12 protein-coding genes and 2 pseudogenes are annotated in these 16,838 nt (G+C 63.5%); 8 read left to right on the top strand and 6 right to left on the bottom strand.

Features of this window, described 5'->3' with window-relative positions; genetic code table 11:
• Nucleotides 1-192: 192 nt before the first annotated feature.
• Nucleotides 193-909: an HAD family hydrolase gene (locus tag AC0L3N_RS18670; RefSeq protein ID WP_123146693.1), complete on the bottom strand. Its 717-nt coding sequence runs from the start codon at nucleotides 907-909 to the stop codon at nucleotides 193-195.
• A gap of 149 nt (nucleotides 910-1,058) precedes the next feature.
• Between AC0L3N_RS18670 and AC0L3N_RS18675 the strand changes: the two genes are divergently transcribed.
• The 4 genes from AC0L3N_RS18675 to AC0L3N_RS18690 all read left to right on the top strand — a co-directional run bounded on the left by AC0L3N_RS18675 (nucleotide 1,059) and on the right by AC0L3N_RS18690 (nucleotide 5,346).
• Nucleotides 1,059-2,495, top strand: coding sequence for a glutamine synthetase family protein (locus AC0L3N_RS18675; RefSeq protein ID WP_165848439.1), 1,437 nt, complete (start codon nucleotides 1,059-1,061; stop codon nucleotides 2,493-2,495).
• 40 nt (nucleotides 2,496-2,535) lie between these two features.
• A complete protein-coding gene (locus tag AC0L3N_RS18680) occupies nucleotides 2,536-2,901 on the top strand; it encodes a four helix bundle protein (RefSeq protein WP_123146692.1) in 366 nt (121 codons plus the stop codon).
• A 104-nt stretch (nucleotides 2,902-3,005) separates the two neighbouring features.
• Nucleotides 3,006-4,292 carry an NAD(P)/FAD-dependent oxidoreductase gene (locus AC0L3N_RS18685; RefSeq protein WP_473548979.1) on the top strand — a complete coding sequence of 429 codons (1,287 nt, stop codon included), beginning with the start codon at nucleotides 3,006-3,008 and terminating at the stop codon, nucleotides 4,290-4,292.
• Nucleotides 4,293-4,521: 229 nt separating this feature from the next.
• Entirely contained in the window at nucleotides 4,522-5,346 is an 825-nt protein-coding gene (locus AC0L3N_RS18690; protein ID WP_165848438.1) for an SH3 domain-containing protein, read from the top strand.
• Nucleotides 5,347-5,579: 233 nt separating this feature from the next.
• Here AC0L3N_RS18690 and AC0L3N_RS18695 read toward each other — a convergent pair whose 3' ends face one another.
• Complete coding sequence (locus tag AC0L3N_RS18695) at nucleotides 5,580-6,326, bottom strand: SDR family oxidoreductase (RefSeq protein ID WP_123147424.1); 747 nt, start codon at nucleotides 6,324-6,326, stop codon at nucleotides 5,580-5,582.
• A 13-nt stretch (nucleotides 6,327-6,339) separates the two neighbouring features.
• Between AC0L3N_RS18695 and AC0L3N_RS18700 the strand changes: the two genes are divergently transcribed.
• The 4 genes from AC0L3N_RS18700 (at nucleotide 6,340) to edd (ending at nucleotide 10,718) form a co-directional block, all read left to right on the top strand.
• Nucleotides 6,340-6,636, top strand: coding sequence for a hypothetical protein (locus AC0L3N_RS18700; protein ID WP_473548981.1), 297 nt, complete (start codon nucleotides 6,340-6,342; stop codon nucleotides 6,634-6,636).
• Nucleotides 6,633-8,102, top strand: coding sequence for a glucose-6-phosphate dehydrogenase (gene zwf / locus AC0L3N_RS18705; RefSeq protein WP_473548982.1), 1,470 nt, complete (start codon nucleotides 6,633-6,635; stop codon nucleotides 8,100-8,102). The genes AC0L3N_RS18700 and zwf overlap by 4 nt, the downstream gene beginning before the upstream one ends.
• The gene (gene pgl / locus AC0L3N_RS18710; RefSeq protein WP_473548983.1) at nucleotides 8,084-8,800 is read left to right on the top strand and encodes a 6-phosphogluconolactonase; all 717 of its coding nucleotides are present in this window, start codon (nucleotides 8,084-8,086) and stop codon (nucleotides 8,798-8,800) included. The genes zwf and pgl overlap by 19 nt, the downstream gene beginning before the upstream one ends.
• 73 nt (nucleotides 8,801-8,873) lie before the next feature.
• Nucleotides 8,874-10,718 (top strand): phosphogluconate dehydratase, encoded by a 1,845-nt coding sequence (gene edd / locus AC0L3N_RS18715; protein ID WP_473548984.1) that lies wholly within the window; start codon nucleotides 8,874-8,876, stop codon nucleotides 10,716-10,718.
• A gap of 47 nt (nucleotides 10,719-10,765) precedes the next feature.
• Here edd and AC0L3N_RS18720 read toward each other — a convergent pair.
• From AC0L3N_RS18720 to AC0L3N_RS18735, 4 genes and pseudogenes are all read right to left on the bottom strand, one after another.
• A pseudogene (locus tag AC0L3N_RS18720) lies at nucleotides 10,766-12,420 on the bottom strand (vWA domain-containing protein).
• 110 nt (nucleotides 12,421-12,530) lie between these two features.
• Complete coding sequence (locus AC0L3N_RS18725; protein WP_258122016.1) at nucleotides 12,531-13,529, bottom strand: GlxA family transcriptional regulator; 999 nt, start codon at nucleotides 13,527-13,529, stop codon at nucleotides 12,531-12,533.
• Between the two features lie 18 nt (nucleotides 13,530-13,547).
• Nucleotides 13,548-14,447: a bifunctional methylenetetrahydrofolate dehydrogenase/methenyltetrahydrofolate cyclohydrolase FolD gene (folD, locus tag AC0L3N_RS18730; RefSeq protein ID WP_473548985.1), complete on the bottom strand. Its 900-nt coding sequence runs from the start codon at nucleotides 14,445-14,447 to the stop codon at nucleotides 13,548-13,550.
• 123 nt (nucleotides 14,448-14,570) lie between these two features.
• A pseudogene (locus AC0L3N_RS18735) lies at nucleotides 14,571-16,760 on the bottom strand (GumC family protein).
• Between the last annotated feature and the right edge of the window lie 78 nt (nucleotides 16,761-16,838).

Here is a 16,838-nt window from a genome sequence, read left to right on the forward strand (position 1 = left end):
GCTTTTCGCATACTCTGCAATTGCGACTGATTTGCAAGTAGAAAGCGGTTTTGCATCGTGGATTGTACACGGCCGCGCGATGGAGGTCAGCTACAGCGCGGCCCTTGGCGGAGCGGACAACAAGGATTGCGACGCGCAATGTCCGGCATCGATAAGCTGCGGTGCACGCCGGTTCGACGCCGAGACACGCGATCAGCCGGCTTTCCCGATGCTTTCGACAAGTCCGGGCAGTTCCGAGAGATCGGCTATCTGGCGGAAGCGAGGCGCGGTGACCGGCGGCTCGACATGTTCCAGCACCCAGGTCAGTTCATGCGGCACGTGGATACCCCAACTGCCGGCCTCGATGGCCGGCACCACGTCCGACTTGAGCGAATTGCCGACCATCATGCTTTTTTCGGCGCCATCACCGTGGCGGCGGAAGATCCTGACATAAGTCGCGGGGCTCTTGTCGCTGACGATTTCGACGGCATCGAACAGGTCGCCGAGGCCCGATTGCGCCAGCTTGCGTTCCTGATCGAACAGGTCGCCCTTGGTGATCAGCACCAGGCGATACGCGCCCGCCAGCTTTTCCACGGTTTCGCGCGCATGAGGCAGCGCCTCGATCGGATGGCCAAGCATCTCGCGGCCCGCCGCAAGAATCTCGGCGATGACCGAGGCCGGCGCGCGGCCCTCGGTAATCTCGATCGCCGTTTCGATCATCGACAGGGTAAAGCCCTTGATGCCGAAGCCGTAGACGGCGAGGTTGCGCTTCTCGGCCTCCAGCAATCTTGCCGAGATGTGCTCCTCCTCGGCATGATCGGCGAGCAGCGCGGCAAAGCGCTTTTCGGTCATGCGGAAGAACTGCTCGTTCTGCCAGAGCGTGTCGTCGGCATCGAAGCCGATCGTGGTCAATTCATGATTGTTCAGCATTCGATGTCTTCAAACGAGGTCATTGAACTTGCGTCGAACCTAAGCTGCCTGGGGCGGTTTTCAACTGGGCGCGCGAACGCAACCGCGCTCCCCTTCCCTTCCATCGCCGGCCCCGGCTATACTCCCAAATCCGCAACCCAATCTGGTGAATGATGCCGCCTGCAAAAAAGGAAGTCCGTCCGTCGAGCCGCGGAGGACGTATCCGCACGCCTGCCTTCGTGAAGAACCAACGTGGTGTGAAAAACTGGAAGGAAGTCGGCGCCTGGCTGGCATGGCGCGGCATCGAGGATATCGAATGCATCACGCCCGACCAGGCGGGTGTTGCGCGCGGCAAGATGATGCCGTCGAAGAAATTCACCTCCAACACCTCGCTGGCGCTGCCTTCGGCGGTGTTCATGACGACGATCTCCGGCGGCTACCCGGAAGACGGCAACGGGTTCCACTATCCGGAGGACGACGGCGACCTCAAGCTGATGCCGGACCTGTCGACACTGACCGTGGTGCCGTGGGAAGAGGACCCGACGGCGGCGGTCATCTGCGACCTCGTCCACCAGGACGGCCGCTCGGTCGAGTTCACGCCGCGCAACGTGCTGAAGCGTGTGCTTGCCGCTTACGACAAGCGCGGGCTGAAGCCGGTGGTAGCGCCCGAGATCGAGTTCTACCTGGTGCGCAAGAATCCAGATCCGGACTACCCGCTGACGCCGCCGGTCGGGCGTTCGGGACGGGCGATCGGCGGTGGCGCCGGCTACTCGATCGCCGGCGTCAACGAGTTCGACGAACTGATCGACGACATCTATCATTTCTCCGAAAGCCAGGGCCTGGAGATCGATACGCTGATCCACGAGGAAGGCGCCGGCCAGCTCGAGATCAATCTGCGCCATGGCGATCCGATCGAACTCGCCGACCAGGTGTTCATGTTCAAGCGCACCATCCGCGAGGCGGCGCTGAAGCATGAGATCTACGCCACCTTCATGGCCAAGCCAATCCAGGGGCAGCCCGGGTCGGCCATGCATATCCACCAGTCGATCATCGACAAGAAGACCGGCAAGAACGTCTTTTCCGCCGAGGACGGCTCGGAAACCGAAGCCTTCTTCCATTTCCTCGGCGGCATGCAAAAACATGTGCCGAACGCGCTGGTGATGTTCGCGCCCTACGTCAATTCCTATCGCCGGCTGACGCAGTCGGCTTCGGCGCCGGTCAACAACAAATGGGGCTACGATAATCGCACTACCGCCTTCCGCGTCCCGCGTTCCGACCCGGCAGCCAGGCGCGTCGAGAACCGCATCCCCTCATCCGACGCCAATCCCTATCTGGCGCTGGCGGCATCGCTCGCCTGCGGGCTGATCGGCATGACCAACAAGATCAAGGCCGAACCGCCGGTTCTCACCACCGCCAACGAGGCAGAGATCGACCTGCCGCGAAGCCTGCTCGAAGCTGTCGACCTGTTCGAAGCCGACGAGGAACTCTGCGCGCTGCTCGGCAAGTCATTTGCCGCGACCTATGCGGCGATCAAGCGGGCGGAATTCGAGACCTTCATGGAAGTGATCAGTCCGTGGGAGCGGGAGTATCTGTTGTTGAATGTGTAGGAGGGGAGTACGGCAGTAGGGCAGTAGAGGGCGGCACGTAGTGGCGAAGATCGAGTCCTACAGGGATCTGATCGTCTGGCAGCAGGCAATGGACCTGGCAGTATCAATCTATGAAGTGACACGAGCTTGGCCGAAAGACGAGCTCTATGGAATGACAGGTCAGGTGCGTCGGGCAGCTACCTCCGTACCTGCCAACATCGCTGAGGGTTACGGCCGAGAGAGCCGAGCTTCCTATCAGCAATTTCTCAGGATCGCCCAAGGATCACTCAAGGAACTGGAGACGCATCTTATGATTGCGCACCGTGTCGGAATCGCCTCGCACGAGGCGGTCGAACCTTTGATGAACCGCAGCGAGAGCGTAGGGACGTTATTGCGCCTTCTGATCCGCAAATTGTCACCTGAATAGCTTCTACTGCCCTACTGCCCTACTGCCCTACTGCCCTACTGCCCTACTGCCCTACTGCCCTACTGCCCTACTCCCCTACTGCCCTACTCCCCTACTCGGTCATCATGCCCTACCAATCCCCAATCTCGCCCGGCCGCTCCTGGTATGAGGACACGGCCGGGCCGCGGCCCGAATACCCGGCGCTCGACGGCAACCGCAGATGCGACGTCGTCATCGTCGGCGGCGGCTTTACCGGCCTGTCGGCGGCGGCACACCTCGCCAAGGCCGGCAGCAATGTCGTGCTGATCGAAGCGCATCGTTTCGGCGACGGCGCATCGGGCCGCAATGGCGGCCAACTCGGCACCGGCCAGCGCGCCTGGGCCGAGGAACTGGAGGCGGAATACGGCTTTTCCCGTGCCAAGGCGCTGTTCGACCTCGCCGAAGAGGCCAAGGCGCATCTCCTCGAGTTCGCCGCCGCCAACAAGATCGAGATCGACTACATGCCCGGCCAGATGTCGGTGGCGCACAAGCAGCGCTATGTCGACGATTACAAGGCGCATGCCGAGATCATGGCGAACCGTTTCGGCTACCCGCACATCACCTTCATGGACGCCAAGGAGACGGCGGAGCGGCTGGGCTCGACGCGCTACTTCGGCGGCACCCGCGACACCGGCACCGGGCACATTCATCCGCTGAAGCTGGTGATCGGCACGGCAAAGGTGGCGGCGCAGGCGGGCGCGCAGCTGTTCGAGCAGACGCCGGCGACCGGCATCGCATCGCTTGGCGGCAAGGTCAGAGTTACGACGCCGAAGGGCACGATATCAGCCGAGAAATGTCTGATCGGCGTCAACGCTCATGGCGGCACGCTCGAGCCGATCAGCGCCGCGCACATCATGCCGATCGGCTCCTTCATCGGCGCGACGGTGCCGCTGGGGGCGGACACAAACGTGCTGCCGGGCGGTGAGGCGGTCGATGATTCCCGCTTCGTCGTGCGCTACTTCCGCAAATCGACGGATGGGCGGCTGCTGTTCGGCGGACGCGAGATCTATGCCGTCAACGATCCGAAAGACATCCATGTCCACATCCGCCGGCAGATCGCCGAGCTTTACCCAGCGCTGAAGGACATCGAGATCACCCATGGCTGGGGCGGCTATGTCGGCATCACGATGCCGAGAAAACCCTTCGTGCGCGAGGTGATGCCCAATGTGATCTCGATCGGCGGCTATTCTGGCCATGGCGTCATGCTGTCGAACTTTTTCGGCAAGCTCTATGCCGAAACCGTTGCCGGCAACCGGGACCGGCTGAGGCTGATCGAGGACCTGAAAATCCCGGCCTTTCCCGGCGGCCGGCGCTTCCGCGCGCCTTTGCTGTTTCTTGCGCTCAACTGGTATGCCTTAAGAGACCGTATCTAACCATAGGTTGCAAAATCCCTTGCAAGTTGCAGAATCTCTCGCAAAGGTGCAGAATCCGCCCGGCAAGGGCGCAGTGATGCCACAATCGCCGGCAAAGGATGCGGGCTCAGGGCAGTTGAACGGGGAGTTTGCGGGCCTGCCCGCGTTGGTTTGGGACCGATGCCGACCAATTGCCGGTTTTCCCGGCATAGGTCGCAAGAACGTCGGCCCGCAAATGGAGGCTGTAAGAGTGAGAGAGCCCTTCAGTTTCGGCGCGCCGGAACGACGGCGCTTTGCGGTGCAGTTTGGCTACGACATGCAGCCCAGGTTCTGGCGGCAAATCCGGTCGAACCTGCATCTGGTCATCGCCGCGTTTGGCACAGCAGCGCTGCTTAGCGTGGCAGCGGTGGCGCTATGGCTGGCATTGCCGGCCGACGAGAGACAAGCGGTCGCGAGTCCCGAGCAGATCGTTTCAAGCATTGCGGTAAAAACAACAAGGATCGTGCCGACCGCGGCCGCGAGGGTCGCCGCGGCGCAGCAGGCTGCGAGCAAGACCGATGCGATTTCGCCGGCGGTGGTTGCAGCGAAGGCCGAGATAGCGGCGCTGGCGCCCAATGATCCTCGCTGGACAGGATCGGGACCGAAGACCACACCCGGCCAGATGGCAGGCCAGGCTGAAAAAACGGCAGACAAGCCGCCCGCTGCGGCGGCACTCGCCGATCCGGCAGCGAAAACCAAAGTGGCAGCATTGCTTGCCAAAGTCGCTGCTCCCAACAAGACGGCGACGGACGGTGCGCCAACCGCCGCCATCCCCACCCCGAAGCCGCTGCCGGCCGCGACACAGAAGGATGGCACCCAGGCCAAAGTCGAGGCCAAGCAAGCAAGCGCGGCAGACACCGGACGCATCCTCAGGGGCGTCACCATGCGCACCGGTCCGAAGAACAGTGCGGCCGCCATCGTCACCATTCCCGCCAAGACCTCGGTTCAGGTGATGGGCTGCAAGAAATGGTGTCAGATCGTCTACAACGGCAAACGCGGCTGGATCTACAAGAGCTTCGTCAAGACCGGCGCCTAATGCATGTCGCGCAAAAGCCCTCGGGCTTGAAGGTGCGCAGCGGTTTTGCGACAACGACATGCATAAAAACAAGAACCTAAAACGCGTCGCATGAGTCCATTCAAAGGCGACGCGCTTTAGGGGCCGGTCAGCCCATTCTTTGACGTTGCCCACGGCTCATTTGGCTGCCGCAATCAGCCGCCGGGGTGCGAAGAGCGATCAAGTCAAACTTGAACCCGACAGCGCCGGACGGCTCAGATGCAACGTCCACCGTCGACTTCCAGCGCCACGCCGGTGATGAAAGCCGCCTCGTCCGAAGCCAGCCAGAGTGCCGCGTTGGCTATGTCGAGCGGCGTCGAAAGTCGGCCAAGCGGGATAGACGCGCGGAATTTCTCACGGATTTCGGGCGTGTCGGCGCCCATGAATTTTTCCAGCATGCCGGTCTCGCCGGCGACCGGGCAGAGGCAGTTGACGCGGATGTTCTTCGGCGCGAGTTCCACCGCCATGGATTTGGTCGCGGTGATCGCCCAGCCCTTCGACGCATTGTACCAGGTGAGGCCGGGCCGCGGCCTGATGCCGGCGGTCGAGGCCGTGGTCAGGATAACGCCGCCGCCTTGCCTATCCATGACCGGCACGACCGCCAGAGCGGCGTGGTAGATCGCCTTCATGTTGACGGCCGTGATCAGATCGAAGGTCGTCTCGTCGACCTCGAGCATATCGCCGTTGCGATGGGTGTAGCCGGCATTGTTGACCATGATGTCGATGCGGCCGAAGGCGCTCCTTGCGGCATAGACCATCTCGTCGAACTCGGAACGGGTCGAGACGTCCGTCTGGGTCCAGATCGCCGCCCGGCCGATCTCGTTGGCGACGCGTTCGGCGCCCTTGGCGTTGAGGTCGGCGACAACGACCTTGGCGCCCTCCTCGGCAAAACGCTTGGCGATACCCTCGCCGAAGCCTGACGCGGCACCGGTGACGATGGCAACTTTGTTTTCCAGGCGCATGGCTTTCTCACTCATGATTGAAGACGATCACTCGGGCAGCCGCCGGCAATGGCTGCCGAAAGATCAATATACCCTCGATTTCTCCTTTGGCTTTCGCCTCGATCCCGCTCTATGCTGCAACTGCGAAGGCCTCCCGGAACACGTTGCCGACAAGCCGCCGGGTTGCGCCAGTGTCAAGGGCATACCTCAGGACCAAATCGGTAAAACCCGATTGGCCTTGGGGTGTGACGCCATAGCACTGGAAAATCTAAATCGATTAGATTATATCGACCGCGTCACAGCGACCGGCGTCAAAGCGGACAGACCATGACCAGCCAGATCATTCCCGTCGACCCTTTCGACTTCATCATTTTCGGTGGTACCGGCGATCTGTCGGAACGCAAGCTTCTGCCGTCGCTGTATCACCGCCAGCGCGGCCATCAGTTTTCCGAACCGACGCGCATCATCGGCACCTCGCGCTCGAAAATGACCGACGAGGAATTCCAGGCGTTCGCCAGGCAAGCGATTTCCGACCATGTGAAGCCGGCCGATATCGACGCCACGGAGCTGAAGACGTTCCTTGCCCGGCTTTCCTACGTCTCGGCAGACGCAACGACCGGCGCGGGCTTCGACAAATTGAAGAAGGCGATCGGCGACAGCGAATGCATCCGTGCCTTCTACCTGGCGGTGGCGCCGGCGCTGTTCGGCGACATCTCGCACAAGCTGAAAGAGAGCGGGCTGATCACGCCGAACTCGCGCATCGTGCTGGAGAAGCCGATCGGGCGCGATCTCGCCTCGGCGCGCGAGCTCAACGATCTGGTCGGCGACGATTTCCATGAAAGCCAGATCTTCCGCATCGATCACTATCTCGGCAAGGAGACGGTGCAGAACCTGATGGCGCTGCGCTTTGCCAACGCGCTCTACGAGCCGCTGTGGAATTCCGCCAATGTCGACCATGTGCAGATCACCGTGGCCGAGACCGTCGGCCTCGAAGACCGCGTCACCTACTACGACAAGGCCGGTGCGCTGCGCGACATGGTGCAGAACCACATGCTGCAGCTTCTCTGCCTCGTCGCCATGGAGGCGCCGTCGTCGATGGACGCCGATGCCGTGCGCGACGAAAAGCTAAAGGTGTTGCGCGCGCTGAAACGCATCAACGGCAACGAAGCGCCCAAGCACACGGTACGCGGCCAGTACCGTGCCGGGGCCTCGGCCGGCGGGCCGGTGAAAGGTTATGTCGAGGAGCTCGGCAAGAACAGCGACACCGAGACCTTCGTCGCGCTCAAGGCCGAAATCGGCAACTGGCGCTGGGCGGGCGTGCCGTTCTATCTCAGGACGGGCAAGCGGTTGGCGACCCGCGTCTCGGAGATCGTCATCGAATTCAAGCCGATCCCGCATTCGATCTTCGGCGAGAGCGCCGGGCCGATCTCGGCAAATCAGCTGGTCATCAGGCTGCAGCCCGACGAAGGCGTCAAGCAGTTCATCATGATCAAGGATCCGGGGCCTGGCGGCATGCGGCTGCGCCAGATCCCGCTCGACATGAGCTTCGCGCAATCCTTCGACGGCCGCGCGCCCGACGCCTATGAGCGACTGATCATGGACGTCATCCGTGGCAACCAGACGCTGTTCATGCGCCGCGACGAGGTCGAGGCGGCATGGAAATGGATCGACCCGATCCAGGACGCATGGGAAAGCGCCAGGCAGGAGGCGCAGGGCTATACCGCCGGCACATGGGGGCCTTCCGCCTCGATTGCGCTGATCGAACGCGACGGGCGGACATGGCACGAGAGCAATTGAACGGCGCCGCGTATAGCTGGCACGCGTTTGCCGAACGCCAGGACCTGGCGGCAGCACTTGCCGGCCACGTCGCAGGCCGCCTGACCAATGCAATCGCTGAGCGCGGCACGGCATTGCTCGCCGTTTCCGGCGGCACGACGCCGGCGAAATTTTTCGCATCGCTTTCGAGTATCCCGATCGCCTGGAACAAGGTCACGGTGACGCTGGTCGACGAGCGATGCGTGCCGGCCTCCTCTCCGCGCTCCAACGCCGGGCTGGTCGCTGCCAATCTTTTGCAAAACGCGGCCCCAGCCGCACGTTTCGTGCCGCTCTATCAGGAGGCAGCAAGCATCGGCGATCCGTTGGAGGCCGACAGCAGGATGTTGCGGTCGCTGCCATGGCCGCTCGATGTGGTCGTGCTTGGTATGGGAACCGATGGCCATACCGCGTCGTTTTTTCCTGACGCCGACAATCTGGAAAGACTGCTCGACCCGTCCTCGGAAAGGGTCGTGCTCTCGGTTCACGCGGCAAGCGCCGGCGAGCCGCGCCTGACGCTGTCGCTGGCGCGGATCGTCAGCGCCGGCTTCCTCGCACTGCACATCGAAGGTGAAGACAAGCGCAAGGCATTCGAAAGCGCGGTTGCCTCGGAACCGCGAAAACCCATTCGCGCCGTGCTCGACGCCGCCGAGAGGCCCGTAGAGGTTTTCTGGGCACCCTGATTTCAACTTGCCAAGAGGTCCCGGCAGATAGCCGGACGGTGTTTGCGGGACCTCGCCTGAAAGGACCGACGCCATGACCGCAAGACGCGACATCGAAGCCATCACCGAGCGCATCCGCCAACGCTCCAGACCGGGGCGCGAGGCCTATCTCGGCCGTATCGCCGAGGCCTCGAGCCGCACCGCCAACCGGGCCGTGCTGTCCTGCGGCAACCTCGCCCACGGCTTTGCCGTGTGCAGCCCTTCGGAAAAGCTGGCGCTGGGCGGCGATCGGGTGCCGAACCTCGGCATCATCACGTCCTATAACGACATGCTGTCGGCGCATCAGCCTTTCGAGACATTTCCAGCGCTGATCAAGGACGCGGCGCGCGGGGCCGGCGGCATTGCCCAGGTCGCCGGCGGCGTGCCGGCGATGTGCGACGGCGTCACCCAGGGCCAGCCCGGCATGGAGCTGTCGCTGTTCTCGCGCGACGTGATCGCCATGGCGGCGGCGATCGGCCTGTCGCACAACATGTTCGACGCCGCCGTCTATCTCGGCGTCTGCGACAAGATCGTGCCGGGGCTGGTGATCGCGGCGCTGACTTTTGGCCATCTGCCGGCGGTGTTCATCCCGGCCGGGCCGATGACGACGGGCCTGCCAAATGACGAGAAAGCCAAGGTCCGCCAGCTCTATGCCGAAGGCAAGGCAGGACGGGCCGAACTGCTCGAGGCCGAATCCAAATCCTATCACGGACCGGGAACCTGCACCTTCTACGGCACGGCGAACTCCAACCAGATGTTGATGGAGATTATGGGGCTGCACACGCCGGGCGCCTCCTTCGTCAACCCCGGCACGCCATTGCGCGACGCGCTGACCCGGGAGGCGACGAAGCGGGCGCTGGCGATCACCGCGCTCGGCAACGCCTACACGCCGGCCGGCCGGATGATCGACGAGCGCTCGATCGTCAACGGCATCGTCGGCCTGCACGCCACCGGCGGATCGACCAATCACACCATCCACCTGATCGCCATGGCGGCTGCCGCCGGCATCGCCATTACCTGGCAGGATATTTCGGACCTTTCCGAAGCCGTGCCGCTGCTGGCGCGGGTCTATCCGAACGGCCTTGCCGACGTGAACCATTTCCACGCAGCCGGCGGGCTCGGCTTCCTGATCCGCGAACTGCTCGACGAGGGAATATTGCACGAGGACGTCCAGACGGTTTGGGGCGAAGGGCTGCGGCCTTATGCGGTCGAGGCCAAGCTCGGCGCCGATGGCGGCGTGGTGCGCGAGGCCTCGCCCCGCGAAAGCAGCGACGAGAAGGTGCTGGCGCCGTTCAAGAAGGCGTTCCAGCCGACGGGCGGGCTGAAAATGCTTTCCGGCAATCTCGGCCACGCCGTCATCAAGACCTCGGCGGTGAAACCGGAGCGGCGCATCCTCGAGGCGCCGGCCAAGGTTTTCGACAGCCAGCAAGGGCTCAACGAGGCGTTCAAGGCCGGCACGTTGACCGGCGATTTCATCGCCGTCATCCGTTTCCAGGGGCCGAAAGCCAACGGCATGCCGGAGCTGCACAAGCTGACCACCGTGCTCGGCGTGCTGCAGGATCGCGGCCAGCATGTGGCGCTGGTCACCGACGGGCGCATGTCGGGCGCGAGCGGCAAAGTGCCGGCTGCGATCCATGTGACGCCGGAGGCGGTCGAGGACGGGCCGATCGCCAGGGTCCATGAAGGCGACATCATCAGGCTCGACGCCGACGCCGGAACGCTGGAAGTGCTGGTGCCGGCAGGCGATTTCGCGCTGCGGCGAGCGGCGGACAGCGATCTTGTCGCCAATGAATTCGGCTTCGGCCGCGAGCTTTTCGCTGGATTCCGGCAAATGGTAGGCCGTGCCGACCACGGCGCCAGCGCCTTCGGAAACAACGTGGCGGAATTTGCGCTGCAGTGAAAAAGGGCGGCTCGTGGCCGCCCTTTTGCCGGCGTCGAGCTGCGTCCCTACTGCACCGTCAGCTCGGCTCGCTCGCCGGCCTTGATGGTCACCGTGCTTTCCTTCGAGCTGTTGTCCAACCTCTCCGAGACGACCGCGTAGTCGCCGGCCGGCAGTGCCGCCTGATATTTCTCGTCATAGGCGTAGCCGAGCGATTTGCGGTTGCCGTTGATGTCCTTCTTCGGATCGAAGATCTCGATCTTCGAGGCCCCCGGCGCGGTGATCGCCAGCACGCCGGCATTGATGGCGACCTTCAGATCCTGATGCTCACCGGCCTTGACGCTGAACGGCTGCTCGACGATGGCAAGGTCGACCGTCGCCATCAACACATAATCATCGGGCGGCAGATCGAACTTGCTGTCGGGCCCATAGGCATGAGCCACCTCTTGCCTCGTTCCGTCGATCTTCTTTTTTGCCTTGAACACCTTGAAGCCGATGCCCGGACCGTCGGCCTTGTCGCCGCCGGCAGTGTAGTAGGCGTTGGCAACCACATGGCCGACGCGACGATGATATCCTTGTCGACGATCCTGCCGGCAGTGAGCGGGATGATTTCGGTGACCTCGCCCTGCCCGATCCTGACCGTCACTTTCTGGTCGCCGGCCGGCAATACGATTTTCGTGTCGCCGTAATAGGTCGCGGGCGTATCGACGCCCGGATAGGCGATCACGACAGCCGCGCCATCGGCCACATCCGCGCCCTCGCTTGGCCGCGGATGAATGATGAGCGTGCCGGCATTCAGCGTAAGGAGGGGTTTGTGGACCTGGCCCGCCTCGACCGTGATCTTCTGTTCGGTCCTGGCCTCGCCATAGCGTGCGACAATTATGTAGCCGCCCGGCTCCAGATCGCCCTTGTAGGCTCCGTATTCGGTGGTGACGTAATCGCCGCGCGTGCCGTCGGACTTTGCCTTGTAGATCTCCCAGGAATTGCCGTCGGTGACGGGATCGCCGCCCTCGGCGAGCACCACGGCCGGCATGAAGTTGAACTCCGGCTTTTCCGGCTCGGGAGCCGGCTGCGGCGCAGGGGCTGGTTCGGGTGCAGGTGCGGCGGCGATGGTTTCGACCAGCGCGTCCCGCAGCGCTTGCTCGTCGGACGCCTGGATGTATCTGCCGCCGGTGTTGTCGGCGAGGCAAGCAACCTGCCTGCCCTCGTCCGCGCTCAGACCGAAGCCGACGACGTCTACGGTGAAGTCGACGCCGGCAGCGTTCAGTTCCTTGCCGAGCGCACACGGGTCGCCATTGCAGGTCTCGAGCCCGTCGGTGATCAGGATGACGGTGGCCTTGTCCTCGGTGTATTTCAGCGCCTCGGCCGCTTGGCTTACGGCTGATGTCAGCGGCGTCTTGCCGAGGAATTTCAGGCTGTCGGCGGCAGCGGAAACAGCAGCTGCCGAGCCGGCCCGCGGCGGCACGATGAGCTCGATGTCCTCGCAACTGCCCTTCTCGCGATGGCCATAGGCCATGAAGCCGATTTCCCTATCGGCGGGGACCGATTGCAACACCGTTCGCAGCGATTCGCGGGCGATTTCGAGCTTGGGCTTGCCGTCGATCTGCGCCCACATCGAACCGGAAGCATCGAGAATGAGGATGACTCGGCCGGCAGCAAGGCCGAGCGTCGTCATCCACAACAGGAGGATCGCCGCAGCGATGCTCCGTGCAAGTCCCGCCATGAGAATCTCCCCTCAGTCGCTGCCGGCTGGCGCGGGAAAGCTATTTGACGCCGCGTCGCGACACAAGCCCGGACGGTGCACGAAGCCGCATCGCAACTGAGCCAAACCACTCAGTACGTCGTGCGCCGCTCTTCGGAAGGCGGCCGGCCGAACTGCAGCCGATAGCTCTGGGCAAAATAGGAGTGTGAGGTGAAGCCGGTGGCGATCGCCACGTCGAGGATCGGCATGTTGGTCTGGCGCAGCAATTCGCGCGCCCGCTCGAGCCTGAGCCGCATGTAATAGCGGCCGGGCGTCACCGTGAGGTGACGCAGGAACAGGCGCTCGACCTGGCGCACCGACAGGCCGGCCGACTTGGCGAGCTGCACCGCCGACAGCGGCTCGTCGAGATGATCGGCCATCAGCTCGACGATGCGGCGCAGCTTTTCCGATTTGCCGGTCAGGTCGCGCTCAGGACCGACGCGCTGGCGGTCTCCGGCGGAGCGGATGCGCTCGTGCTGGAACTGGTTGGCGACGCCGTTGGCGAGGCCCGAGCCGAAATCGCCGCGCACGATCTCCAGCATCAGGTCGATGGAGGTGGTGCCGCCGGCGCAGGTGTAGCGTTTGCGGTCGATCTCGAAGACATTGCCGGTGCAGTTGATGTCGGGAAACCGCTCGACGAAGCCGGCGCGGTTTTCCCAGTGGATGGTGCAGCGATAGCCTTCGAGCTGGCCTGCCTCGGCGAGCAGATAGGAGCCGACCGACAGTGCGCCGAGCGCGTTGCCGCGCCGGCCCCAGCTGCGCAGCGCCGCCAGCACCTTGCTCTTGCCGGGAAACTCCGTCGTCAGCCCGACCGAGACGAAAAGGATATCGACCGGCGGCAGATCGGCGACAGCGTAGTCGATCTTGAGCGGCAGGCCGTTGGAGGCCATCACGGCATCGCCGTCGGCCGACACCGTCGTCCAGCCATAGAAGTCGTGGCCGAGCAGCCGGTTCGCCGACCGGAACGTGTCGATTGCGGCGGCCAGCGAGAACATGGAAAACTTGTCGACCAGCAGGAACCCGAACTGCCGGCCGCCTTGAACGGGATCGTTCGTGACCAGCCGCTCTGAGGGAACAGTGAGGTTCGGCAAAGCTGAGGCTTTCCAGGTTCAGAAAGACGGTCGTTTCAATCCGGCCGCGAGATAGGCGGAAGCTAGCGTGTTGGCCATCAGCATGGCAATGGTCATCGGTCCGACGCCGCCGGGCACCGGCGTGATGGCGCCGGCCGTCTTCGCCGCTTCCGCATAGGCGACGTCACCGACGAGGCGGGTCTTGCCTTCGCCCTTTTCGGGCGCCGCGATGCGGTTGATGCCGACGTCGATGACGGTGGCGCCTGATTTGACCCAGTCGCCCCTGACCATTTCGGGTCTGCCGACAGCGGCCACGAGAATGTCGGCGGTGCGCGCCAGTGCAGCCAGATCCTTCGTGCGGCTATGCGCGATGGTGACAGTGCAGTTGGCGGCAAGCAGAAGATTGGCCATCGGTTTGCCGACAATGTTGGAGCGGCCGACGACCACCGCATTGAGCCCGGAAAGATCCCTGCCGCGCACACGCTCGATCAGCAGCATCGAGCCGGCCGGCGTACAAGGCACGAACGCCGTCTCCAGTTCGCCGGTGCCGAGCTTGCCGACATTGATGAAGTGGAAGCCGTCGACATCCTTTTGCGGCGCTATTGCCTGGATGACCTTGCCCGCATCGACATGGCCAGGCAGCGGAAGCTGCACCAGGATGCCGTTGATGCCGGGATCGGCGTTGAGTTCGCCGATGATATCAAGCAGTTCCTGTTCGGAGGTCTCGGCCGGCAGCGTGTGCTGGACCGAATGAAAGCCGCATTCCTTGGCGGTGCGGGATTTGGAGGCGACATAAACCTGGCTCGCCGGATCCTCGCCGACGATGACCACGGCAAGACCGGGCTTGTGCGCGCTCTTTTCCATCAGTTCGATCGTCAAGGCCTTGACGCGCCGCACCACGTCTTCGGCGACGCTCTTTCCGTCAATCAACTCGGCCATGAACCACCCTCAACATCGTTCTGCTTCGGGCGGCATTTTCACGAAAATCCGATCTGGCAATCCCGTCAAAGCGCCGTCTGATGCCGCTAACTCGAAACCGATGGCTTTTATTCTATTCGGCGCTCAGAAATAGCGCCGCGATCGGCTTTCGGTGAGTTCGCGAACCGCTTCGCGGAATTCGCGCAGGCTGGCTCGGATTTCCTCGATGGAGGCTTGCTGTTCAGCGGCTTCCGAAGCCTGATTTGCCTTGTCCGACGAGGCTCGAGGATAGACCGGCTGCTGCTGCGGATGAGGTACCTGTCCGGCATGGGGCGGAACGGGCGGCGACGCCTGGTATGCTTTGTCTTCAATGGCTGTCCGGCGCTCTTGTGCCCTGCGGCGCGGCCGCGAATTGGCGGTTTCGCGCAGGCTCGCATAGGCGCCGCGCGTGGCGCCCAGACCGACACCAGAGGCGAGGCCCGCCAGCAGGCCGGCAAGCACCGTCACGGCGCGCGACGGTCCGTTCGGCTCGAGCGGGGCGAAGGCCTTGGAGATCACGTTGATATTGGCGGTGCCTTCTGCTCGCCGGTTTCCTTGGCGCGCAGAAGATATTGCTCATAGACGGAGCGTTTGGCGGCGGCCTCGCGCTCCAGTTCGCGCAGGGTAACCAGGTCGCTGTTGACGTCGCCGCTGCGGACCTTCAACTGCGCCAGCCGGGAGGCCAGATCCTGTTCGAGCTGCACGGCGCGCCTCAAGTCGACCTGCAGCGACGAGGCGATGCGGCGCAGTTCCCCGGCGATACGCTCGCGCGAGCCGGCAAGCTGGGGATTGAGCGCCTGGAGCTCGGGATGGCGCGGCCCGAACCGGATCGCGGCGCGGTCGGCCCCCTGCTTGAGCGTCGCATATTGCGAGCGCAATTCGCTCATCGTATTGGAGTTGATCTCCTCCGGCAAGGTGCTGCTCAGAACCGAATTCACGTCGATCGAGCGCGCCGACGCCGCGCGGGCGTTGAGTTCCAGCGTGCGCGCGCAGGCGATGGCGAGCTGCTGGTTGAGCTTGAGCATCTCGTCGTCGCTGATCAGATGGCCTTGTGCGTCGACGAGGTCGTGCGCGGCCCTGAAATCCTCGACCTTGCGCTCGGCCACTTCCACGCCCTTGCGCAGCTCGTCGAGCCTGCCCGTCAGTTCGTCGGTCGCGCGTCCAGCGGTATCGGACTGGATCTGACCGAAGGTCTGCAGGAAAACGTCCGTCATCGTGTTGGCGATGAGCGCCGACTTCTCGCCATTTTGCGTGGTGGCGCTGACGGAGATGACGAAGGTATTGCCGCCGCGCTCGACCGAAAGGCTCTCCGCCAGATTGGCGACGGCCAGCGCACGGCGGCGGCCCTCATCGGCACCCGGCCCGTCATTGCGCGACAGGATCGATCGGATGAGCGTCATCACGCCCAGTCCGTCGGAACCTTGCCCGTTGAACTCCGGATCGTTGACCAGATTGAGCTTGTCCACGACCTTGTTGAGAACGGTGCCGGAGGTGAGCACGCGAACCTGGTTTTCGACGATGGCCAGCGTGGCGTCGGACGCAACCACCGATTGGGTAAGATCGCGGTCGGTGAGCTTCAGGTCGCGCGGGTCGACGATCAGCTCTGCAGTGGCATCGTATTTCTTCGGCGTCGACAATGCGATCGCGATGCCAAGTGTGGCGCCGAGTATCGTCATGGTAACAATCAGCAGCTTCGACCGGGCAACGCCGCGGACCACCTGCATCGGATCGATCAACGGCTTCCATCCGCCGTCGTCTTCAGGGGAAGACCGCTGCTCGTCACCGGCGTATTGGGGCTCGAACGTTGCATATCGTGGATCGGACGCGGGATACCGAGGTTCGAATGTGTATCGCGGATCGAACGCGGCATGTCGAGGATCGGCATCGGAACGGCGGTCCTCGGAGGCGCCGGCAGCAAACGGCTCCTCCCCGCAGCCTGGCGTCCGCATAGCCCGCTTCAACGGCATCGTCGGTCTCAGGCGGTATCCGGGCGGCCGAAGCGGATGCATGATCGGTTTGAAACTGGCTTGTTTCGCCGTTTGCCGAGAATTCTGGAGTTATCGGGCGTTCCGGGATCGCTGAGGGCTCCGGGGTTGCCGATAATTCCGGATGCGCTCGCTCCTCGCGGCGTGAGCGCGCGAGACGATGGCGCGTTGCGGCGTCTTCGCGCCATGACGGGTCCGCCCGATCCCCGAGCGAAACCAGCGATGGTTCTTCTTCGCCGCGCATCGCCTGGCCGAGCGCCAGCAAGGACCGCTCGCGCTTCCAATCTTCACGGTTTTGCCTGTCGACCATTGTCGTGGAGCTTGCCCTTGGCGGCTTGGACGCGCGGTCAGCCATTCGTTAATCCACGCTAAACAAGCATAGGAAACA

This window comes from Mesorhizobium sp. WSM4807 (assembly GCF_055811615.1).